13 protein-coding genes are annotated in these 22,231 nt (G+C 62.7%); 2 read left to right on the top strand and 11 right to left on the bottom strand.

Annotated features, from left to right (window positions below):
• Positions 1-20 precede the first annotated feature (20 nt).
• Positions 21-776, bottom strand: a complete 756-nt coding sequence (locus tag RIN49_RS23720; protein ID WP_309122629.1) for a YheC/YheD family protein — start codon at positions 774-776, stop codon at positions 21-23.
• Positions 760-1,170 (bottom strand): aspartate 1-decarboxylase, encoded by a 411-nt coding sequence (gene panD / locus RIN49_RS23715; protein WP_309122628.1) that lies wholly within the window; start codon positions 1,168-1,170, stop codon positions 760-762. The genes RIN49_RS23720 and panD overlap by 17 nt, the downstream gene beginning before the upstream one ends.
• Positions 1,171-1,344: 174 nt before the next feature.
• On the opposite strand from panD, the gene RIN49_RS23710 reads away from it, so the two are divergent.
• Positions 1,345-2,541, top strand: coding sequence for a threonine synthase (locus RIN49_RS23710; RefSeq protein ID WP_309122627.1), 1,197 nt, complete (start codon positions 1,345-1,347; stop codon positions 2,539-2,541).
• A gap of 31 nt (positions 2,542-2,572) precedes the next feature.
• Here the strand turns inward: RIN49_RS23710 and RIN49_RS23705 are convergent, their stop codons facing one another.
• The 5 genes from RIN49_RS23705 to RIN49_RS23685 all read right to left on the bottom strand — a co-directional run bounded on the left by RIN49_RS23705 (position 2,573) and on the right by RIN49_RS23685 (position 13,008).
• A complete protein-coding gene (locus RIN49_RS23705; RefSeq protein WP_309122626.1) occupies positions 2,573-4,465 on the bottom strand; it encodes a DUF2961 domain-containing protein in 1,893 nt (630 codons plus the stop codon).
• Positions 4,466-4,614: 149 nt separating this feature from the next.
• Positions 4,615-6,936, bottom strand: a complete 2,322-nt coding sequence (locus RIN49_RS23700; RefSeq protein WP_309122625.1) for a right-handed parallel beta-helix repeat-containing protein — start codon at positions 6,934-6,936, stop codon at positions 4,615-4,617.
• A 144-nt stretch (positions 6,937-7,080) separates the two neighbouring features.
• Entirely contained in the window at positions 7,081-8,289 is a 1,209-nt protein-coding gene (locus tag RIN49_RS23695; RefSeq protein ID WP_309122665.1) for a multidrug effflux MFS transporter, read from the bottom strand.
• Positions 8,290-8,408: 119 nt separating this feature from the next.
• Entirely contained in the window at positions 8,409-12,041 is a 3,633-nt protein-coding gene (locus tag RIN49_RS23690; RefSeq protein ID WP_309122624.1) for a glycoside hydrolase family 9 protein, read from the bottom strand.
• Positions 12,042-12,330: 289 nt separating this feature from the next.
• Entirely contained in the window at positions 12,331-13,008 is a 678-nt protein-coding gene (locus RIN49_RS23685) for a response regulator (RefSeq protein WP_309122623.1), read from the bottom strand.
• 283 nt (positions 13,009-13,291) lie between these two features.
• Here RIN49_RS23685 and RIN49_RS23680 point away from each other — a divergent pair, with 283 nt between their 5' ends.
• Positions 13,292-14,785 (top strand): DHA2 family efflux MFS transporter permease subunit, encoded by a 1,494-nt coding sequence (locus RIN49_RS23680; RefSeq protein WP_309122622.1) that lies wholly within the window; start codon positions 13,292-13,294, stop codon positions 14,783-14,785.
• A gap of 56 nt (positions 14,786-14,841) precedes the next feature.
• On the opposite strand, the gene RIN49_RS23675 is transcribed toward RIN49_RS23680, so the two are convergent.
• The 4 genes from RIN49_RS23675 to RIN49_RS23660 form a co-directional block, all read right to left on the bottom strand.
• Entirely contained in the window at positions 14,842-16,650 is a 1,809-nt protein-coding gene (locus RIN49_RS23675; protein ID WP_309122621.1) for an FAD-dependent oxidoreductase, read from the bottom strand.
• Positions 16,634-17,479, bottom strand: coding sequence for a hypothetical protein (locus tag RIN49_RS23670; RefSeq protein WP_309122620.1), 846 nt, complete (start codon positions 17,477-17,479; stop codon positions 16,634-16,636). The genes RIN49_RS23675 and RIN49_RS23670 overlap by 17 nt, the downstream gene beginning before the upstream one ends.
• A 43-nt stretch (positions 17,480-17,522) precedes the next feature.
• On the bottom strand, positions 17,523-19,361 hold the full coding sequence (locus RIN49_RS23665) for a glycoside hydrolase family 97 protein (protein ID WP_309122619.1): 1,839 nt from the start codon (positions 19,359-19,361) through the stop codon (positions 17,523-17,525).
• Positions 19,362-19,446: 85 nt separating this feature from the next.
• Positions 19,447-22,231: YyaL domain-containing protein (locus tag RIN49_RS23660; protein WP_309122618.1), on the bottom strand; the 2,785-nt coding region annotated here is incomplete at its 5' end.

Genomic DNA, 22,231 nt, shown 5'->3' with positions numbered 1-22,231 from the left:
CGCAGCGTTTTCCCAATATATTACTTCTTCGTTCCCTTCCGGTTGTCCTGCTTCGCGTAGGCCATTATTCGCCGGTACATCGAACGATCTTTAAGCTTCAGGAACAGACCGTTATACGGGGTGAAATTCGCTTCGATAATCCACACCCCGCCCTTATCGTCCAAGCCGACGTCCAGTCCGCAGACGCGAACCGGGTAATATCGTTCCAGTTGTTCCGCGGCGGCCACTGCCAAGGCGTCGATGCGCCGCTCCGTCTCGGTCATGGACGCGCCCCGAAGGTTGGAACGCCGGAACGCGGCGGCGTACGAAATCACCCTCCCGCCGCTGCGCCGGACGTTCGTGATGAGGAAGCCGGGGCCCGCGACCTTCGCCAGCTTGCCGGTTACGACCCACGGCGAACCTTTCTTCCGCTGGACCATCACGCGAAGGTCGAACGGCTTGCCGTTCACGGTCGCCAGCGGGATTCTTTGCTGCACGATGTGGCTTCTCCCCTTGGACAGTCTTCGTAGATACGTATAGGCGGAATCCGTCCCTTCGAACGTTCTCCGAGACTTGCCGCTGCGAACCTCATACCGTCCGTCTCCCTCGGTCGAGACGGACACGACCCCATCCCCGCCCCAGCCGCCGACCGGCTTCACGATGACATGGCGGTGCCGTTCCAGCATGGACCGGAACGCGTCGCGGCTACATCTGCGCGTCTCCGGCAAACTCGGCGCCAGCGCGGCGGACTTCATCATCGCCCTATGCTTCCAGTATTTGCTACGGCTGTAACGCATCCCAGTTCACTTCCCCCGATTCGTCGTACAACGGGTGCTCGACGCATGCGGTGATGCGATTGTTGCGATCCACGAAGACGACCCGCGGCACGAGCCGCTCTACTTCTCTCTCGTCGAACAATCCCAAGCTTAAAATAATGACCATATCGCCGGGCTGAAACAGATGGGCGGGCGGTCCGTTCAAGCAAATTTTCCCCGTACATTCTCCTCCCGGAAGCGCGTACGTCTTCCAGCGGGTGGCGTTGCGCAAGCTCGTCACTTGAACCATCTCGTACGGCGTAATTTTCGCCGCCTTCATCAATGCGGCATCGATCGTAATGCTGCCGACGTAATCGAGGTTCGCTTCCGTCACTGTCGCCCGATGAATTTTCCCCTTACACATTAACCGTAACATCGTTAGCTCCCTTCCGACACTCGTCGCTTCCCCACATACATCAACCTATGATTCGGCGCGGAGACGGACTTGGGCGGAACGGCAAATTGTTTCCCCATATCGTCAGACACCCTGCCCCATCGCCGCGGATTCTCATAATCTACCGTACGACGGGAAGAAGAATGGGAGGATGACATGAATTTCTGGTTTCGATGTTGCGTCTGCTCGGCGCAAACCCCGTTCGGGCTGCGGGAGACGAAATGCGCGTGCGGCGGTACGTTATTAGTGGAGTACGATCTGGAACGAGCGGCCCGCGACATGACGAAGGCCGCCCTGCGCGCGCGGCCCGCTTCGATGTGGAGGTACGCGGAGTTGTTGCCGGTATCGAACCCGGAGTGTATCGTGTCGCTCGGCGAAGGCTGGACGCCGCTCCTTCGTCTGAACGCGGCGGAACGGACGCTGCCGCTCGGGAAGCTGTGGGTGAAGCGCGAGGAGCAAAACCCGACCGGCAGCTTCAAGGCGAGAGGGATGTCCGCGGCGCTGTCGGTCGCCCGCGAATACGGCGTCCGTAAGGTCGCCGTCAACTCCAACGGCAACGCGGCTTCCGCCCTCGCCGCGTACGCCGCTCGCGCGGGAATGGAAGCTTATGCGTTCCTGCCGAAGGATTGCCCTTGGATGATCGCGGAGGAATGCGTGCATTACGGCGCGCATACGACGCTGGTCGATGGGTTCATTCACGATGCCGGGAATATTATTCTGGACGGGAAGGCGGAGCAGGGCTGGCATCACGTCGGCACGCTTCGGGAGCCGGGCAGGGCGGAAGGCAAGAAGACGATGGGACTCGAGCTCGCCGAACAGTTGGGCTGGAAGCTGCCCGACGTGATCGTTTATCCGACCGGGGGCGGCTCCGGCATTATCGGGATGTGGAGCGCCTTCCGGCAATTGCGGGAGTTGGGGTGGATCGACGGGAAGCTGCCGCGGATCGTCGCCGTGCAAGAGTCCGGATGCGCCCCGATCGTGCGGGCGATGTCGGGACGGAGCGGCTCGGAAGGGGCCGTCGAATCTACGCCGACCGGAATGCGCGTGCCGAACCCGCCGGACGGGCAATTGCTCGTGCGGATCTTGCAAGAGACGGGCGGAACGGCCGTCGAGGTAAGCGCGGACGACATTCGCGCCGCACAAGCCGCCATGGGCAAATTCGGTGTGTCGTCTTCTCCGGAAGGCGCCGCCACGTGGGCGGGCCTCGCCGTTCTGCTCGACCGCGGCTGGATCGGTCCCGACGAAGAAGTCGTGTTGTTCAACACGTCGCATGCGATGAAATACTGGCCGACGGGCGGGCGCGCGTTGCCCGAAGTCCGAACGTACGAGGAATGGAAAAAGCTACAGCCATGACGAAGCCGTCATGGCTGTTGTTCCGTCGGGCTTATTTCAAAGAATAAATCCAGTAGTAAAATTCGTTCCACGCCCGCGTCTCGCCGGCTTGCACGTACTCCAGACGAACCGTAATCTCGCCCTTCCCCGACGTGTAAGCGGCCGGAATGTCGAACTCGTCCTCCAGCCACCGCTTGTACGGATTGCGATCCGCCGCGTACCAGCTGCGCTCCGTCACGAGCGCGCCGTCGACATAAACGTTCGCCTTCTGCCGCCCGGTCGCCTGGTCGGATCTTCTGCGGAGTCTGACGCCGGCGTTGTCCGGATGAACGGTCGCCACGAACTCGCTCCAGCCTTCGGTCTCGTGGCCCGTATCGCGGATCGACCGATGATCGTCGTCGCCTTCGTAATACGATTCCAACGTATAATACCCCCGGCTCCCCGACGTTCGATACGAATGTATTCCCTCGGACGCCGGATTGCCGACATCGAGTTCGTCGGTGAGAGTCAAGCCCGGCTCGTCGACGCCGTAATAAAACAGCGCGCCTGAATGACGAATGTATTGGTTGTTGAATTCGCCGGCTTCGATGCCGAAGACGAGCTCGGACCGGAACGGATACCAATCTCCGCTGCACAGCCGGACCATCGACCACGGATTGTCTGGAAGACCGTCGTACGCGCTGGACGGATTCATCTCCGGCGGCGTCGGAAATCCCCAACCGTAGCATACCCAGCTCTCCGAACCGTCGCTCTCCACCTGCGGCGTCGCGATGCCGTCGATGTGGACGCGCACGTCGCCTTCGCAGCTGATCAGCCCCGGCTTCCGCGTCACCCCGGTCACATGCCCCGCCACGAGATGACCGCGTCCGGCAATCCGCCCGATGATGCTGTCCGCCCCATGCGTCGCCTTGGCGCGATAATAAGGCGTCGATCGGAAGTAACCCGCTCGGCCTTCTTCGTACAGCGCATTCCTCGCCGTCGTCGTGCGCGTCTCCCAACGGGCGAACGTTACGGGCTGCTCGCCTTTGTTGATGAGTTCGATGCGGGCGCTTCGCCAATACGGCATCGGGAAGTAATGGTAGAACGTCCCGTCCGGCCGACGCCCGTGCGACAGCACGCCGACGGGGTGAATCCCGAGCTCGTTCGCGAAGAAGACACCGATCGGGCATTCCACGTCCGCCTCCGCATGATCGTCCCAGATCGCCCGTATCCATACATTCATTAGATCATCCCGCTTGCCGTCCGCAAGCTCCGCGACGATCGCCACCACGCTGCCCGGCCCCCGCTCCTCGAGCACGGTCGCCGATTCGCCGGGGCGCAGCTCGAGACGCTCCGCCGCGTGCGCGTCGGACGGCGCCGGCGGCTTCGGGTCCGAGCCGACGTTCCTCCATATCTCCAGCAAGCGGTCGTACGATTCCGTCCCCGTGAACGTGCGGATTTCGTCGGCCGTATCGTAAGCATGGTACGCGATGTGGCCCCAGCCGCCATCGCCCTTGTTCGGCCCCTTCAATTGGAGGTCCGTCGTCACCCTGCACGACTTCGCGAACGGCATCGGCACGAAGCTGCGCACGACGCGGATCGGCCCCCGGCCGTTGTCCTCAGGTCCGAGATAAGCGTCCGCGAGCGGCGAGACGAACGGAACCTTGCTTCCGAACTCCGAAGGCTTGATTTCGAAACGAGGCGCCTCCTCGCCGTCGAAATAAAACCGGAACGTCGGCTCGCGGCTTTCCGGATACCGGTGCTGCACGAAGTTGTAAATGCAGCCCGGCCCGTCGACGTCGAAGATGACCCACTCTTCGCGCTCCCGATACAGCCACCAGTCCCAATCCGCGTTACGTCCTTGCTTGTCGATGCTGCCTTCGTAACGCACTTGCACGCCGTCGCGCAGCACCGGCAGCAAGTCGAACCGCTCCATATTCGCAATTCCTCTAATTCTGTTAGACAAGGCGACAACCTCCGATAGGACGAATAGATTCATGGATCTCTAATACATTAAATGATAATTGTATGATATCGTTTATTATTATACATTATTGTTTGGACGGGGTAAATAAAGAAAGCGCCCCTCAAAAGCAAGGGCGCCGGTATCGTTTTCTATTTCTTCTCCTTCTTCAGCTTCAAGTCGTGCTCCGCGAGCGGAACGTCGACCTGGACGTTCGTCCCTCGATTTTGCTTGATCTCGTTTCCCAACACCGTAATCCGCTGGCCCGCTTCGATCTTCAGCCCGTTCGCATTGCGGCGAACGACGTTCCCGGTCACCGTCGCGTCGACCGGGTCGCCGGCGCCCGCGCCGGTTCCCGCGTTCACGTCGCCGGGGTCGTGCGCCAGCAGAATGCCCCAGAAGCCGGGCGCCTCGTTGCCGACGATCACATTGTCTTTAACGATCGTGCCGGGGCCGTTCAAAATTTTGATCCCGGCGGCGTTTACGTAATCCTTCGTGCCCGTAATGAGGTTTTCTTCGATCCGCGTCCCCGGCGAGCCCATATAAACCAAGATCCCGTCGCGCGTATTCACGACGCTGTTGCGGTGAATGTAGTTGCCCGGCCCGGAGGCGTCATGATTGCTGAGCGGCGGCGTGCCGCCCGTGTTCCCGACCCCGATGCCTCCGCGCGGGACGTTCTCCACATGATTGAACGCGACCTCGTTCAAATATTCGTCCTCGCCGTGCAGGTCGATCGCGTCAAGCTGCGTGCTCAGGAACGTATTGTTCGCGACAAGATTGTTGTGCGCATAATACTGGACCACGACGCCGTGGCGGAGATACGGGCCTTCGAACCGGTTGTGTTCGATCAACACATGGCGCGTATCGGTCGGGAGGCCGAGCGTATCGACCTTCGGCGTGCCCTGCACCGCGATGCCGTACCCGGCGCCGCCTCCGCCGACGTCGGTCGCCTTCCGGAACGTGCTGTGACGCACCGTGACGTCGTGACTCTTCGCGATGCGGATGCCCATGCGTTGGAAATGCTCGATCGTCACCCGCTCGATCGTAATATTGTAAGAGCCTTGATCGCCTGATTGATCGATGTAGATGCCGTTGCCGAACCCGCCGATGCCGGGGTTTTGCGAGGTCGGATCCGTCGTGTATCGGCCGTCGTACCGCGCGGTAATCGTCAAATCCGAGATATAAATGTTGTTCTTATTGAACGCCTTGATCGCCCGGCTGTTGCCCGGCTCGTTCAAATCCGACTTCAGCACGGTCCCCGCTTCCGATTCGCCGCGAAGGTTGACGCCGTTCTTCAGCTGGAAGTTCGTCTGGGCGTCGCCCGGCATCGTGCTGATCAGGTTGTACGTTCCGTTCGGGAAATACACCTCGTCGCCGCTGTCGGCCGCCGCGATCGCCGCGAGAATGGCCGGCGTATCGTCGTTCTCGTTGTCCGCGGGATCGGCGCCGAAATCCGCGACCACGTCGTGCGTCGCGCCCGTCACCGGGTTCGGCGTATGCACCGCGTACGGCGTGCCGTCCGGATTCGTCAACCCCGGCTGCGTGTACGGCTCCGTCGGCGGCAGCTCCGGCTCGACATACGGCGCGTCGACGACCGGCGTCGTCCCGTCCGGATGCGGCGGATACGCTTGGAACTCCGTAATGCTGTTCCAGCCCCGCGAGTTCGCGTTATCGGAGTTGTTGCCGTGCCCCACATACCGGAGATACCGCGTCGTCAGCTCGTACGCGTGAAGATCGAACGCTTCGACCTGCTGCGAAGCCCCGGAGCTCGCGGCGTTCGAAGCGACGTCGATCCAGACCGCGCCGTCGTTCGACGCTTGCAGCGTAAAGAACGACTGCCTGGAATCGCCGTTGTAGAACGCTATCCCGACGTATCCGACCGGCTTCGGCTCGCCGAGGTCGAATGTAATGTACTGGTTTTGCTCGGCGGTGTTTTGCGCGGACCAGCGAGTATACCGGTTGTTGTCCACCGCGTTCGGGGCGATGTTGCCGTCGTCCGCGCTGGACGTGACGTTCGACGGCGGAATGTCGTACGGATCGACGACGAAGTCGACCGCTTCGACCTTCTGCGGCAGCAGCGTCGGCGCGCGCGGCACGGTTTCCCCGCGATCGTTGGCGAACGTCCCGGTCTTGTTCGAGAACGCGAGCGAGCCCTGCGAAGCGTTCGACTTGCCCTTCAGGCTGAAGTAGACGCGGTTCGCGTCGTCCGGGACCTGCTCGGCATCGACCCGGAACTTAAAGTAGCCGGTGCGCGCGGCCGTATCGTTCGTCTTAATGTTGTATGCCCCGTCCCCGCCTCCGCTGTGCGCCTTCGGCAAATGCGCGTCGGGATTCGCCTGCTCCGCGACGGCGTTCGCCAGGACGGCGACGGCGGGGTAGGCGGTTACCTGCTCCGCGGCGCGGGCGTCGTGCCATGACATGCCGGTCGGCAGCGCCAGCGCGGCGGCTGCTGCGATGCGAAGGATGCGTTTCATGAATGCCCTCCTTAGAATCGGAAAATGAGTTCCTATTCTATTGTAGGAGAACGGCCAAGCCCAGCATTGTGATTCCTTTATATGGGATTGTGTTTTTCCCTTAAAAAAGTCCCCCGACGCCGATCCGGCAGCGGGGGACTTCATTTAGGCGTCCGAGCGGCGAACTAAGAGGAAATAACTAAGCAGCGCTCCGCAGAAGCAGGCCGCGATGACCGCGCCGATCGGCAATACCGTTACGCCTCCGCCGAGGCCCGTCAGCGGCGAAATCAAGGCGCCGGCCGACATGCCGATCAAGCCGAGCAGGCCGGCCGCGCTGCCTGCGGCTTGCTTATGCTTCTGCAGCGCAAGCGACGTGCACGTCGTGCCGATAACGCCCATGCAGCATACGACGAGAAACAGCGCGGGCACGACGAAGGGTAAGCTCGCTCCCATCCATAGCGCCGCGAACAAATACAGTCCGGAAGCCGCCGCAACGGTCAGACCGGCGAACAGCAGCGTGCGCTCGGAGAATTTCCCGACCAGCCGCGCCGTGCCTTGGGAACCTACGATGAACGCGGAGCCGCACAGCGCGAACAGCAAGCTGAACGTCTGCGGCGACACGCCGTAATGATCCTGCATCAAGAACGATGAGCTGGAGATGTACGAAAATAACCCGGCCTGCGCCAAGCCTTGAGTCAACGCGAAGCCGATCAACTCTCGGTTTTTGAGCAGCCCCAGCATCGAACGCGTCGACTTCCCGATCCCCCCGGCGATGCGGCGCTCCCGCGGCAGACTCTCCGGTATCGCTGCAAAGAGGGAAACCCCTAAGAACAAGCCGAACGCGGCCAAAAACACGAACACGCCGTGCCATGACGTCAGCAGCAGCAGCTGTCCGCCGATCATCGGCGCGACGATCGGTCCCGCGCCGCCGATCAAGGTCAACAATGCGAAAAACTTCGTCAGCTCCACGCCTTCGAAGCGATCTCTGGCGATCGCCCGCGCGATAACGACCCCCGACGCGCCCGCCAGCCCCTGCAGCAGCCTAAGCGCCGCCAGCCATTCGATCGTCGGCGCTGCCGCGCATAGGAGCGAAGCGACGATATAGATGCATAGTCCGATGAAGAGCGGCCTTCTTCGCCCCCACGCGTCGCTGATCGGTCCGGCGACGATCTGACCGATCGCCATGCCGAGCAGGAACATCGTCAGCGTCACCTGCGTCCAAGCCGCGTTCGTTGCGTACTCTACCGCCATATCCGGCAGCGCCGGCAAATACATATCGATCGAAAACGGTCCGATCGCCGTAGCCGTCCCCAGCACGACGCCCGTAAGCAACCGCCCCTTCGACCGACCGCCTTCGGCCTTCGCCGATTCCATGTTTTGCGCTTGATTCAAGGTGGTTCTCATCTCCGTTTCTATCTATGCCACTGTATAGAATACCAGAAAACGAAGAAAACGGCTGCCCTCGCGAGAGGACAGCCGTTCCCGTTCCTATCTTATTGCCCTACGTACACCTTCAGCCAACCGTCGCCGATTCTCGATTCGTCGATCCATTCGCCATCGCTGAACTTGCCGAATTTCAGCGCGGCGCCGACGTCCGCCGTCTGCCACTCGTAAGTGAAATCCGACGGCTCGACTTGCCCGAGCACGATGGCGTACGTCATCCCGCTCTTCAATCCGGTGTACGTCAGCGGCGCGCCGATGATCGCGAACGCCTCCGGAATCGCGGTGGCCGCGACGGTCGCGGTCGCCAGCGGTTCGCCGACCGGCTTATCGTTTTGCGTCGCGTACAGGCTCACCGTCATGTCGCTGGCGTCGAACCAACGGCGCACCTTCACTTCGACCTTGGAGATCGAAGGATGGGCGTTCGCCGCGAACGTCTGGTAACGCAGCAGCTGATCTCTCGCTTCGCCGAACGTGAACGCGCCGTTACCGACGTGCGACAGGTCGATGACGTCGACGGCCGGCTGCGCCTCCGACGTCGAGGCCGACACCGGCTCGCTCCATGCGCTGGCGCCGACCGCGTTCACCGCGCGCACGCGGTACGTATGGGCCGTTCCGGACGCGAGTCCGCCGTGGCTGTACGTCGTGCCTGTCACGGTCGCGGGCGTACCGCCGTCCGCCTCCACTTCATACGCTGTGGCCCCCGCCGCCGCGTTCCAAGCGACGGCGATCGACGCGTCGCCCGCCGCGCTCGCCGCGAGGCCCGTCGGCGTCGCCGGCGGCTGCTGCGTACCCGTCGCGACGTGTACGCGCATCCAGCCGTCGCCGATCGAAGATTCGTCCACGTATCCGGCCGCGCGCGTGTTCTTCCCGAAATTCCAGTTGCTCTCGACGTCGTAACCCGCTAACCATTCGTACACCCCGTCGCTCTCTTCCGGCGACGTCTGTCCGAGGACGACGGCGTATTCCGCCCCGCTGACCAATCCCTCGTACGCGATCGGCACGGACACCTCCGTCCAGTCGTTCCACTGTACCGCCTCGTTCGGGAGGATCGTCTCCGCCAGCGGTTCGCCGGTCGGCCGATTGTCGCTCGTCGCGTACAGCTGGACCGTCACGTCGCCCGGCTCGCCCCACAGCTTTCGCAGCTTCAGATCGATGCCCGTTACGACGGGATACCCCTCCGAGACGAACGTCTGATATCGGCGCAGCTGATCGGAAAATTCTCCGAACGTGTACCCGAACACGCCGTCATGCGATACGTCGATCACATGGTTCGGCGGCGCTTCCGGCAGCGTCAAGACGACCGGAGCGCTCCACTCGCTGACGCCGCCGGCGTTCCTCGCCCGAACCCTGTACGTATGCGTCGATTCCGCTTGCAGCTTCTTGTGCGTATACTTCGTGGCGAGACCGAGATTGAGCGTCTCGCCGTCCACTTCAAGCTCATAGAATCTGGTGCCCTCGGAAGGGCTCCACGTGATGTTCGCTTGGAAGCTGCCGACCGCCGCGGCCGTCAACCGCGCCGGCGTCGCAGGCGGCGTAGGCGGCGCTTCCGTGACGCCGGTCGCCGGCTCGCTCCAAGCGCTGACGCCGTACGCGTTCTTCGCCCGAACGCGGAACGTATGGGCCGTTTGCGGCTCGAGCCCGTTCTCGACATAGCGGCGCTGCAGGCCGTTGTCGACGACGAAACCGTCGACTTCCACCTCGTAGCCCGTCGCGCCCGGCGAATGGCTCCATGCGAACGCTAGGGCCGATTCGCTCATCGCCGCCGCCGCGGCGCCGGTCGGCGTCTCGGGAGGCGCCTTCGGAGCCAATACCGGAGCCGCGTATTTCGCGACCATCTTCACGTACCCGCCTTGGTAGTAGATCGCGTTTTCCGTAATCTCCCAAGAACGGTCGTAATGATTTTCTTCCCCCCAACGAACCCCGTTCCAATCCAGATACATCTTCTGCCGCGGCTGTCCGCGCGGCGGCGACATCGTTCCCTCGTACTGCTCGCTCGGTCCGCCCGGCAGGAAGCCCGGAGGCGCAATGTCCCACTGCGTACCGTCGAAGAACCACGCGTGGAAAATTTGCGTAATCGAGTGTTCCGCGCCGTACTCGCTCATGTTCGTCAAGTAGACGCGGCCGAACGGGTTGACGCCGTGGAAGTAATGCAGGATGTTCCGCGCGCGCAGGTCGTATTCCTCTCGCTTCGCCGGGTTGATGTCGTATTGCACGAAATCGTAGGCCGACGACGCGAGCCGCGCCCGCACCTGCAAGCTGCCCCAGTGATACGACCAATCCGGCACGGAGGAACGGAACAGATCTCTGTTCGGTTCGAACCGATGCTCGAAATCCTGCACGTCGCGGCGCTCCAGAATGTGCGCCTTCACCGCCGGATCGGCGTTCGGAAGCGTCGTGTAGAACATCACCCCGTCGGCTTGTTCGCCGTAGCTTAAGCCCCAGTACCCGTCGATCATCGGCTGAGTGATCCGGTACTGACTCTTGAAATAATCATGATACGTCTCGTCGCCCGTTAAGGCGTACAAGTACGCCGATGCGACGGCCGCGACCTGCGCTTGGCCCGAGATCGGCATATCCGCGTCGCCGGCTTCGAGCTCGTAGTTGTCGGCGTTCTCCGTCTTCGGGTTGGAATGGTACCAATCCCACGCCATGATCGCGCGCTGCCGCAGCTCGGCCGCATAAACGCGCATCGACGGAATTTGATCGAACACGATCGCCGCGTGAGCGAAGTTGAGCGCCGTGACGATCGTCGAAGACGAAGCCTTCGGCAAGTAATAGCGAACCATCGTAATTTCGCTCGGACGCGCGGAGAATTCGCCGATGCGGCCTTCCCGCGGGAATCCGACCTTCAGCAGCACGCCGCCGTCGTCCTCTTGCATTTTCATAAGCCAATCCAGTTCCCACTTCACTTCGTCCAGAATATCCGGCACCCCGTTGCCCGACTCCGGGATGTTGTAATCGTCGCCGAACGCGTCGGGATTCAGCTCATAGGCGGATAAGAGCTCGTTGACCGGCTGCGCGGTGAACGTCACGTACTTGTTGAAATCGCCCGCGTCCATCCATCCGCCGGACAAGTCGCGTTCGGTCTCCGGGTTGTTCCGATCGAATACGTTGCGCGCCTCCGAATCTTGGCGGGGGTGGATCAACGCCGGACCGTCCGCGAACGCGGCGCCGGCGTGCTCGGCGAGATGCGGCGTGCCGATCCGCTGGTAGTAGAACGTGCGTACGGCCGCCTTCAGCGCGTCGTTGTATACGTCTTCCGCAATTTCGAAGTCGTACGACTTCATGTTGTTTTCGGCGTCGTAGACGTAGTAGTCTCCTTCGGCCGTTACCGACGAGAAGTCGAACCACCATCCGCGATCTCCCGAATTCGCCTGCGTCGCGCCGCCGTTCCATACGGTCGGCGCTCCCGTAAAGACGACCGCGTCGTCGCTCGCCCGCCGCACCTCGAGCACGCTGCCCGGCACGTAGGCGTCGCTTGCGTTAAAGCCTTGCTGCGGATCGACCAGCACGGCCACCTTATCGTCGTTCGGGCGATAGCCGAATTGATCGACCGTAATATACTTCTGAACGGCGACGCCCGGAACGGCCGCGCGGGCCCCTATCGGCGCCGCGGCGCTCGCGAGCAAGCTCGCGCAAAGCAGCAGCGTCCCCAACGCTCGCTGTCGCAACTTGATATTCATCTTCTGACTCCACTCCTATTCGGAAAATAATAGCTTGTTTCGTTCCGTTCTTCTTCCTCAGGACGTTACATCGTCATGCCCGCATTCCTCCGCTTCTTCCGTTCTCGACAAGCAGCCGACGCGCATAGCGTTCTTGTCGAAACTAAGAATAGCAAAATATCCGTTCCCCCCATTCGGGAAGATCGTCCGCGCGGAAGGGAAATCGGTCCCGCCGTTCCCGGTTCGTGTGACCCGCTTCACAAAAGTAAGGCCGGAGACCGACGATTCGTACGAATCCGGAAATTGCGCGCTACGCGAACGAACTCCGAAAGCCCGCCTCCTTGACGAGCGCGATCGCCTGAGCGCGATCTTCGGCCTGCAGCTTGTTCAATACATTCGAGACATGGTTGCGCACCGTCTTGATCGAGACGTTGATGCGCCGCGCGATCTCTTCGTTCGGAAGGCCCGAGCAGATCAGCTCCAAGATGTCCTGCTCCCGTTCCGTGAGGCTCGGGAACGCCTCCTCGAGCATAGGCTTCTTCGTCGCCTTCATCGAATCGAAATACAACGCCAGCTTCCTCGCGATCGCCGCGCCGAAGATCGCCTCCCCGCTCGCGACGGCCGCGATCGCCCGGAGGAGGACCTGCTTGTCCGAGCCCTTCAATAGATATCCTCTGGCGCCGGCTCTTATCGCCGCCATGACGGCGTCGTCGTCGTCGGAGTTCGTTACCATCAAGATATGAATGTGAGGGCACGCCTCCACGATGTCGCGGGCGGCTTCGATGCCGCTCGTCTCGCCCAATTGCACATCCATCAATACGACATCCGGCTGCAGCTCGATCGCCTTCCGCACCGCCTCGGCGGCGTAGCCCGCTTGACCGACGATCTCCGCCGCGTCGTCATGGAGGCGCAGCGCCGCGGCGAGCCCGTCCCGGAATAACGGGTGCGCGTCCGCCAACAGGATGCGGATCCGTCCCTTCCCGTGCATACCATCTCCTCCTAATAGAAAAGGCCGCGCCTAGGCACGACCTTCGCTTACCGATATAGGAGTTGTATTTCGCAAGGGACGAACCGGAATCCTGCCGACTTCTCGAGAATGTGACAATAGTTATGACTCGCGGTCGCAAGTCATATGACGCGGCGCGGGCGACGCGTCCTCCACCGCGATTGTTGACCGGTGGCCAATGGTTCCTTGCGATTCGGGGAACGGTGGTATATGATCTTGTCACCTGCAAAAATTAGGAAATCCTGAACAACCGAAGGAGACGATTATGGAATCGACCGCATCGACGCCCGCCCGTCCGCCGTATGGCTTGCTCGCCGTATTGATGATCGGCGCATTCATTACTTTTCTTAACAATACGTTATTGAATATCGCCCTGCCCTCGATCATGAACGACCTGGCGATCGACCCGTCGACGGTACAGTGGCTCTCCACCGGCTTCATGCTGGTCAACGGGATTTTGATCCCGACGACGGCGTTCCTGATTCAGAAATATTCGGTCCGCCACTTGTTTTTGGGGGCTATGGGTTTATTTTTGCTAGGCACGGTGTTGGCCGGCTACGCGCACGCGTTCCCGCTGCTGCTGACCGGACGGATGGTGCAGGCTTCCGGTTCTGCGATCATGATGCCGGTGTTGATGAACGTCATGCTGGTCAGCTTCCCCGTGGAGAAGCGCGGCGCGGCGATGGGTGTCTTCGGACTCGTCTTGATGGGCGCGCCGGCGATCGGCCCGACGTTGTCGGGCTGGATCGTCGAACACTACGATTGGAGAATGCTGTTCCATTTCGTCACGCCGATCGCGGCGGTCGTGCTGCTGCTCGGTTTCTTCCTCCTGAAGGGGAAGAAGGAGCGGTCGAACGTCCGCCTCGATTTCTTCTCGCTCGTCTTGTCGAGCGTCGGCTTCGGCGGCCTGCTGTACGGCTTCAGCTCCGCCGGCTCGAAGGGCTGGGAGCATCCGACTGTCTACCTGACGATCGTCGCCGGGGTAACCGCGCTGACCTGGTTCATCCTGCGTCAGTCGAAGTTGGAGCGGCCGATGTTGAATTTCGGCATCTTCCGGTATCCCGCTTATTCCTTGGCCGCGGCCATCTCGATGGTATTGACGATGGCCATGTTTTCCGGAATGCTGCTGCTGCCGCTCTACGTGCAGAGCATCCGCGGCATCTCGCCGATCGACGCCGGCCTGATGATGCTGCCGGGCGCGCTCCTCATGGCGCTCATGTCTCCGGTCACCGGAAGGCTGTTCGACCGATTCGGCGGGCGGGCGTTGTCGATCATCGGCTTGATCATCATGACGGCGACGACCTATCTGTTAAGCGATCTGACGATGGAGACGACGTATACCGAGCTGACGATCATTCATACCATCCGCATGTTCGGCATGTCGATGGTGATGATGCCCGTCTCCACGAACGGCTTGAATCAGCTGCCGGCGAGATATTACCCTCACGGCACCGCCATGAACAACACGCTGCAGCAGGTATCCGGCGCGATCGGCACGGCGTTCCTCGTAACGATCATGTCCACCCGTCAGGAAACGTACGCCGCGGACGCCATTAGCCGTCTGGCGGAGGCGCCGACGGAAGAGACGAAGCTCGCGATCGGCATGCAGGCGATGCTCGGCGGCATCAACGATGCGTTCTTCGTCGCCACCGTCATCTCCGCGATCGCGCTCGTCATGGCATTCTTCATCAAGCGGGCCAAGCCGGCGGAAGATCCGGGCGAAGACGGGAAGCCGAACCTTGTAGCCGAAGCGGAATAGGAGCATGAAAAGAGGCTGTCCCGCAAGTCAACCATGACTGAGGGCAGCCTTTTCCGTTATGCCCTATCCCATCGTTCGAGCGTCTCGTCGATCAGCCGGCGAAGCTTGTCGTCCATCGGGTTGCGAAGGACGGCGCTGCCCTTGAAGGTGATCGACAACGAGTCGTCGAGCTTCGGCTTCGCTTGATGGAACACGTCCGCAATGTCCTGCCGCGTCTCCGCGTGCCGATCCCCGATGCGGGACAACGACGTCAGCGCATAGGACACGTATTGGAATCTTACTTCCTCGGCGTCGGACAGAAACTCCTTGTCTCGCTCGCTCCACGCGAACGCTTCCCGCTGCTCGAGGATGCCGCGCAGTTCGGGGATCGCGTCTTTGTCGGCCAGCTTGCCCAGCAAGTACACGGCGGCGTATCCGCGGGATTGATTATACTTCACGCTCGTCGACGGGAAGAACGGGTCGCGCTCCCGCACGATGTCCCGCAGGACCGGCGCCGCGGCCGGATCTCGCAAGAGCGCCAGCGCGATCGCGCTGTGCTTCTGCAGATGCTCGGACGCCTCGTCGCGCATCCACTCCAGCAGCCGCGGACGGACGGCGTCTCCTAGCCGCCTCGCCGACCAGATCGCCACGCCGGGCTTGACGCCGGAGAGACCTGCCTTCAATTCGCCCGGGTCCTCGATCCAACGGATGAGCGGATTCGACGTATCGCCCTCCGCAAGCCGCTGCTCGAAGTATACTTCGTGGCGTTCCGGCAAGCAGTCCGTCTCCCGGAGCAGCTTCGCCAGCTCGGGATACGGCACGTCCCGCACCGGCACGCCCTTCTCGATCGACAGGAACGCGGCGCAGGCGGCGGCCTCCCCGCACTTCTGCATATCCCGCTTCATCCGGACGCAGGCGGCCAGATCGTGATCGACGGCGAGGCACCGCCCGGCGACGATCAGTCCGTCGTACCCTCTCGGGATTAGCGCGCCGAGCGGAATCGGCACCGAAAACCGCAGCCCCCATAGACTGGCGGCGACCGTCCAATCCCGCTGCAGCTCGCTCTCGAAGGCAAGGTCCTTGCTGTGGTTATCCAGGTTCGAATAGGCCATGAACACAGGCTGTCGAGTGTAACGGTCATGCAGGAAATCGTCCAGCGTTACGTCCTCCTCGCCCGCGATGAAGCGGCTCTCCCGGACGCCGAGCTGCGGAGCGACGCGGATCAGCCGCGGCTCCTCCTCGAACCGATCCTTCAGATGCGTAGACAGCAGCGCGGAATCGACGATCGCCCGGGACAAGCTTTCGGGATCCTCGGGGAACACGTAACCGGAATCGGTGTATGCGGCTTGGACCCGATTGTCCTTCATGCGGAACCATACGTTGGAAAACGGCTGCGCCTGACCGTCGAACGCCCGGCCGCCGCGCAGCTCGCAGCCGGCCAGCCGGCAGACGTCCGCATTGCCCGTGCCGTCGATGACGACGGAACAAGCGACCTCGTACCGCCCGGTGTCCGGCGAGAAGCACTCGACGCCGCGAACGGCGGTTCCTTCCCGGCGCACGGCGGTTACGGTCGTATCGTACCGGATCGTCGCGCCGGCTTCGACCGCCTCCCTCTCCAGCACGTACTGCTTCCCCTCGGCGTTCACGCCGAAGGATGGCGTGAACACCTGCCGTTCCGTCGCGGGGACGCGGCGATCGATCTCTTCGTACAGCCCCCCGCGCGTCCCGAGATAGTACCCGACGACGCCGCCGGCCGTTCCGACGCCCCCCATGCACGTGTGCCGGTCGACGCCCAGCACGCGAAGGCCTCGGCGGGCGGCGGCGATCGCCGCGATCGAGCCCGCCGTGCCGAGCCCGACGACGACGACGTCATAGCGCTGTTTCATCGCGAACCCCTCCCGCATAAACCATATGGCCGTACCCGGCGTCGATCGCTTCGATCGGGTGATCGTACGCTTCGGAAGGCAGCCAGGTCCACCCTTCCTTCAGCCGCCGCGGCCCGCGGCGGACGATCGATTCGAAGCCGCCGGCGACCGCCGCGATCGTCCACGGCGCCCAAGCCTCCGGTCTCGCTTCCCAATACCGATACAGCCACTGCTTCGCTTGCAGCCAATCCAGCTTCGGCGGAACGCATACCCGCAAGATGACCTCGGAAGGAAATCTTCCCCGAGCGATCGACATCGCGCCGTCGATCGGTTCGGGCAGCGGGGCGGCGCCGATGTCGGGATGATGCAAATAAGCGTTCAATCGCTTATGTACCGGAACGAACAGGTTGCCCGGTTCGGTAAGCCGCCGCGTGGACGTATCCAACATTTCGTCCGTCGTCACCCGATGCAGGCCCGCGGCGTCCGACAGCGTCACGACGTAACGCCCGCCGCACCTCGCGACTTCAACGATTTCCGTAAGAAAACGGACATTCACCCCATATTGCTTTATCCGAAGACATAAGACGGGATGCAGCGCCGGAAGGTGCAGGAGTCCCGCTTCGGTCATGACGTTGCGATTCGCCGCTTCGTCCCGGAACGATCGACCGAAATCCGTCTCCGGCGTCCCCGTCCCCCGTCCCGGGTTCATGGCGTCGATAAATTCGCTTCCGACCAAAGCCGTGCGCTCCACGACGACGACGCTCCGATTCGCTTCCGACGCGGCCGCCGCCGCCCCGATGCCGGCGAAGGTCGCGCCGGCGACGAGTAACGCATACTCGGTCTGCTTCATGGGTATGAACCTCCTTTTGCTCTCCATCCTTTATCGCGTGAAGTCACGCCTTCCGGAATACGGCGACATATCCCCCATTCGGTTCCAAGACGATGTCCGGAGCGTCCTGCGAAACGACGCGCATGCCTTCCTTGCGTGCCATGCAAGCGGGTCCGCGGTCGACGATTTCCACCGCGTCGTACGCCGCTCCGTCGTCCAGGAAAGACAGCGGCAGCCGAAGCGTCGCGCGCTCCGCCTTCCCGTTCAGGACGCCCAGGAACCACGCCTCCCCGGACCTACGGGCGAGCGCGGCCAGCTCGCCGATCGCGCTCGGCGGAAGCGCCCGCGTCTCGTCCCATACGGCCGGGATCGACTTCAGTACGTCCAATGCCGGCTGCGCCGCCGCCTCCTCGAGCAGGAAGGCCGGGTTTTCGGCGACGACCTGCAAGGGGGACGTGAAGGCGATCATCGTCGCCAGCTGATGCGCATACGTCGTCTCCCCCGGATTCGAGAAGCCGACTGGCGTGTAGTCCCCATGCCCCGCAACGAAACGGGTGAAGGGCAGCGCGGCGTTGTGCCAGGCCGGAATCGGCCCTTCCTTCATCTTGTTGAGCTCGAGCCCCCGAATGCCCTCCCGCGAAATTTCGTTCGGGTACGTCCGCGATTCGCCGGTCGGCTTCGAGATGCCGTGGAAGTTGATCATCAGCCGCCGTTCCGCCGCCAGCCGCAGCGCCGCGATTTCGAAATCGATCGCGGCCTTCGACTCGTTATCGATGAAGTCGATCTTGAGGCCGACGACGCCGGCGTCCTTCGCCTTGTCGAAAAACTCGCGCATCGTCCGCCATCCTTCCCGCGGATCGTCGATCTCCTTCGACCGTTTCCATATGAAGACGCCGACATGGTTTCCCTTCGCGTACTCGGTCAAGCGGCGCAGGTCCGCCCACGGCTCGGGCCACGCCTCCCAGCCCTCGTCGACCGTCGTATACTCGAAGCCGAGCGACGACGCCTGGTCGACCGTCTCCCGCTCCTGCTCCGGCGTCCCGGTGCCGAGGCTCCACCAACGCCACGCGGAGCGTCCCGGCCGGATGTAGCTCGTATCCGGGAACAGCGTCGCGGACGGAGTCGGATTCAAATTCGTAATCAAATCGCTGTTCACGAGACCGTCCAAGTCCGGTACGGCCATCAACACGCGCCAAGGCGTCAGGACGGCGCCCTCCACGACGAAGCCGGCGTCCCCTTCGGTGAAATTCGCGCGAACGGCGCGGCGTCCGATCGCTTCGAGCCGCATGCCGCTGTAGTCGTACAGCGCGGCCTCCGCGATCGCCGCGTAGCCGCGCCCCTCGGGAAGCTCCACGACGAGCGGGGTGCCCTGCACGGGACCTTGGCCGGACACCGTATGCAGCTCCTCCGCGTCGGCGGAAATCCATTCGCCCGCATAGCTCTTCAGCTTCCAGCCGTTGTTCCGTTCGAACAGCCAGACGCGGCTGCCGGCCGGAAGCGTCCAGCTTGAGGCTTCCCCGCGGATCGTCGTCGTTCCTACCCGCGAAGAAAGCGAGTACCGAAACGCGAAGCCGTCGTCGTACGCCCTCGCCTGCAGCTCGTACGCTTCCCCGCTCACGGCGTGCCGGAGCGAGAAGCGATACGCATGGCAGCGATTCAGGGCGTCCGAATGCCCGCCGAGCACCTTGTAAGTTTCATAGATCGTCTCTTGACGAATGTCTTCTACGGCGATGCCGTCGCCCAGATCGACGCCGTCCGCCGTCATGCCGATGTCGCCTTCTTCCACGACGTTCGCGCCGTCGCGCCGCACTTGGAATCGAAGTCTGTTCTCGCGCGTCAGACGCAACGTTGCCGTCAAGACGCCGCTCGGGCTTCGCATGATGAACCCGCTGCCGTCGATCATAGTTCCTTCTCCTTCCGGTGTCCTCTCCTGCCGTTCTCCCCCGAACGAAACCGACCGGCTTGCGCCGGCCGGCTTCCTGAACGACTTACGTCCCCGCCATCAACGAATCCGCCGCCTGAAGAAGGAGCGACGCAGCCTCCGGCGCCAGTCGGCCGTCCTGTTCCAAAGACGACACATGCTGCTTGAACGCGCGGTACTGCTCGTGCAGCGCTTGCTTCTCCAAGGAGTTGGCGATGCCATGGCTGTCGATCCATCCTTGATCCTGCAAAAATTCGAGCAGCCGCAGCAGCCCCGAGGCATCGTCGATCGGCGCCACGAATACGGTCCAAGTTTCGGTGACGCCGTTCTCCGCCCGCACGACGTATTCGACCGGATCGGTATAGTCGGCCGTCCCCGTCGGGGATAGCAGCGTCGCCCCTTCGGACAAGACGACCGTCGGCGCCAAGGCGCTCGTATTCGTCCCGTATACGATCGACACGACCGTGCGGACTTCCTGCGCGACGAATGCGTTCCCGATTTGGCCGGCGCCCGCCTGGAACGAGGCGATATCGTTCCCTGCCGCGTAAGGCTTGAGCCGCTTCTGGGACGAGGTGCGCACCGTTCCGTCCTTGCCGTGCACGTCGAAGTAGAAATCGAACGGCGCGTCGCCCGACACCTTCACCGTAAATTCATACGGATACGCCGACTTCTCCTCCGCTTGCCATTCGCCTTCGCCGACGCGGTAATGCAGTGTCGCGCGAGCCGTCGTCTCCGGCATATCCGTTACGTACGCATAAGCGTGGTAGAACGATGGATTCGTCTGCAGCACCGCGCCTGCGCCGAAGTCCGCGCCGCCGGCCGCATGCGCGACCGTCTCGCCGAGCGGGCGGGACAGCGCGGTCGAATCGTCGATCGCCGCGAAAGCCGGCGCCTGCACGTCCGGATGATCCATGACGAGCGCGACCAAGCCGCGAGCCGGAACGGTCACCGTTACCGCACCGCCGGACACCGCCGCGGCGGTGGCGTTGCCGGCCGCGTCGTACAGCGTCGCCGCGCCCGAGAGCAGCGCGCCGCCCAGCTCCTCGCCGAACGTCACCGTCGTCGCGATCGGCGCCGCGTCCTCGTTCATCAGCGCGAGGCCGAGCTTGCCGTCCTTCCGGGCCGCCAGCCAATCGACTTGGATGCTGTCCGTCGCGACCAATCCGCGCTTCAGCCACGGCCACATGTCCGTCTCGCCGAAGAACGTCCCGGGTTCGCCCCCGAACTTCCGGTTATTGAAGTAGGCATACCCTTGCTGGCGCAGGAACGGGAAGTCGATCCGTCCGTCGGACCAGCTCCAAGCCTGCGCGAACAAGTAGTCCGTCAGCAGCCCGTAGTACACCGGGATATGATGATAATAAATGCTCGTGAGGTCCGGTCCCACGTACGGGAAGTCCGCCGTCTTCTGATGCATCATGTATTGGTTTTGATAATACCCCGGATAGTTCGCGCCGCGGCCGAGCACCGCGTTGCGGGCGTACGTCTCGAACGTCTCGTCGCCGGTCAGCTTCGCGAGGCGCATCAGGTCGGGCGCCCAGTTCGACATCGTGATGAAGCCGGAATCGGTGCCCATGAACGTGCTCGCTTGCTCGACGCCGAGGCCGACGGGCGAAGGCATCCACGCCGGGACCGTCATGTCCTGCAAGTCCGCCAATCGCTCCGGATGACCTAGGCGGTCCGAGTACTCGCCCTTCCACCAGAAGTGCGCGCCGTCCAGGAAGCCTCTCTCCCGGATCGCGTCCGCGCTGATGGTCGTCTCCCCTTCCGGTACGGGGAACGTGCGCAGCGTCGTCATCAGCATGCGGGCCGCCGCCGCCGCTCCGTCCAAATACCGCTGTTCGCCGCTGATTTCGTACAAGTCAAGCAGCGCGTTCAGGTTCGGATAATAGCTGATGTAGATGAAGCTGCCGAAGTCGGGCAGCGCACTCGGCGCCGCGTACACGACTGACTCCAGGTATTGATCGGCCGCCGCCTTCGCCTGCTCCAAGTACGTCGGATCGCCCGTATACCGATACATCCAGACATGATCGGACCAGGAAGGCGCGTTGCCCGCGGTCTGCTTGACGCCGTTGTCGACGCCGACCTCCCGGAACGCCGGGGACAGCCCCTGCGTCATGTCGAACAATCCGCCGAACACGCTCGTGCCGTAGCCGGCCGTCGGCGAGCCGATCGGCAGCGGGTTCGGGAACGTGATCGCAGGATGCGCGGTCGTGTTGCCCTTCGAAGAGAAATGCTGATTTTTCCGCGTCAACATCGACGCGAGCGTCGGGACGACCCGGCGTTCGTACAGCTCGTCGTCTTCCGACAGCAGGTACGCCTGCATCGCGGCGAGCGGACTGGCGGTCGTGCCGACGTTCTGCCCTTCCATGTTATAGTGAGCTTTCATTTCGACGTCCCAGCCGCCGAAGTTATCGTTCAGCATCAAGTCCTGCACGTTGAAGATCGTATCCGTCAAGGACGACTCGATGTTTTTGCGATAATCCGTAAGGCCCATGATGGATTGCGTCACATGCCGGTACGTGTCGTACCAGCCCGCGAGCCGCGTCACCGGACGGTACGTGAACGTATACGCATCGCCCGGCTCCATCTGCGAGCCCGGCATGCCGATCAGCGGCGCGAACAACGAAGGCAATACGCCTCGGTCGCGTCCCATAATGCCGAGACCGAACGCCGACGACTCCGCGTACGCCCATCGATTCGGAATGGACGAAGGATCCGCGACGATCGCGTACGTCACCTCGAGGCCGCCCGCGATGTCGGGCTTGCCGGACAACGTCACGGAGCTCGCCGCGTTCGACGACGTCTGCTCCGTATTCAGCACCGGCTCCTCCGGCAGCCGCTTGCCGTGGTAG

It is taken from the genome of Paenibacillus sp. (genome assembly GCF_031177825.1).
Taxonomy (GTDB): Bacteria; Bacillota; Bacilli; order Paenibacillales; family YIM-B00363; genus Paenibacillus_AE.
The sequence above is the reverse complement of the archived record's forward strand: the minus strand, read 5'-3'. Positions and strand labels throughout refer to the sequence as shown.

Bases quoted from the DNA above. Each gene is read 5' to 3' on its own strand.
- RIN49_RS23720 (WP_309122629.1), bottom strand. From the start codon at position 776: ATGCGTTACAGCCGTAGCAAATACTGGAAGCATAGGGCGATGATGAAG.
- panD (WP_309122628.1), bottom strand. From the start codon at position 1,170: ATGTTACGGTTAATGTGTAAGGGGAAAATTCATCGGGCGACAGTGACG.
- RIN49_RS23710 (WP_309122627.1), top strand. From the start codon at position 1,345: ATGAATTTCTGGTTTCGATGTTGCGTCTGCTCGGCGCAAACCCCGTTC.
- RIN49_RS23700 (WP_309122625.1), bottom strand. From the start codon at position 6,936: ATGAAACGCATCCTTCGCATCGCAGCAGCCGCCGCGCTGGCGCTGCCG.
- RIN49_RS23695 (WP_309122665.1), bottom strand. From the start codon at position 8,289: ATGGAATCGGCGAAGGCCGAAGGCGGTCGGTCGAAGGGGCGGTTGCTT.
- RIN49_RS23690 (WP_309122624.1), bottom strand. From the start codon at position 12,041: ATGAATATCAAGTTGCGACAGCGAGCGTTGGGGACGCTGCTGCTTTGC.
- RIN49_RS23685 (WP_309122623.1), bottom strand. From the start codon at position 13,008: ATGCACGGGAAGGGACGGATCCGCATCCTGTTGGCGGACGCGCACCCG.
- RIN49_RS23680 (WP_309122622.1), top strand. From the start codon at position 13,292: ATGGAATCGACCGCATCGACGCCCGCCCGTCCGCCGTATGGCTTGCTC.
- RIN49_RS23675 (WP_309122621.1), bottom strand. From the start codon at position 16,650: ATGAAACAGCGCTATGACGTCGTCGTCGTCGGGCTCGGCACGGCGGGC.
- RIN49_RS23670 (WP_309122620.1), bottom strand. From the start codon at position 17,479: ATGAAGCAGACCGAGTATGCGTTACTCGTCGCCGGCGCGACCTTCGCC.
- RIN49_RS23665 (WP_309122619.1), bottom strand. From the start codon at position 19,361: ATGATCGACGGCAGCGGGTTCATCATGCGAAGCCCGAGCGGCGTCTTG.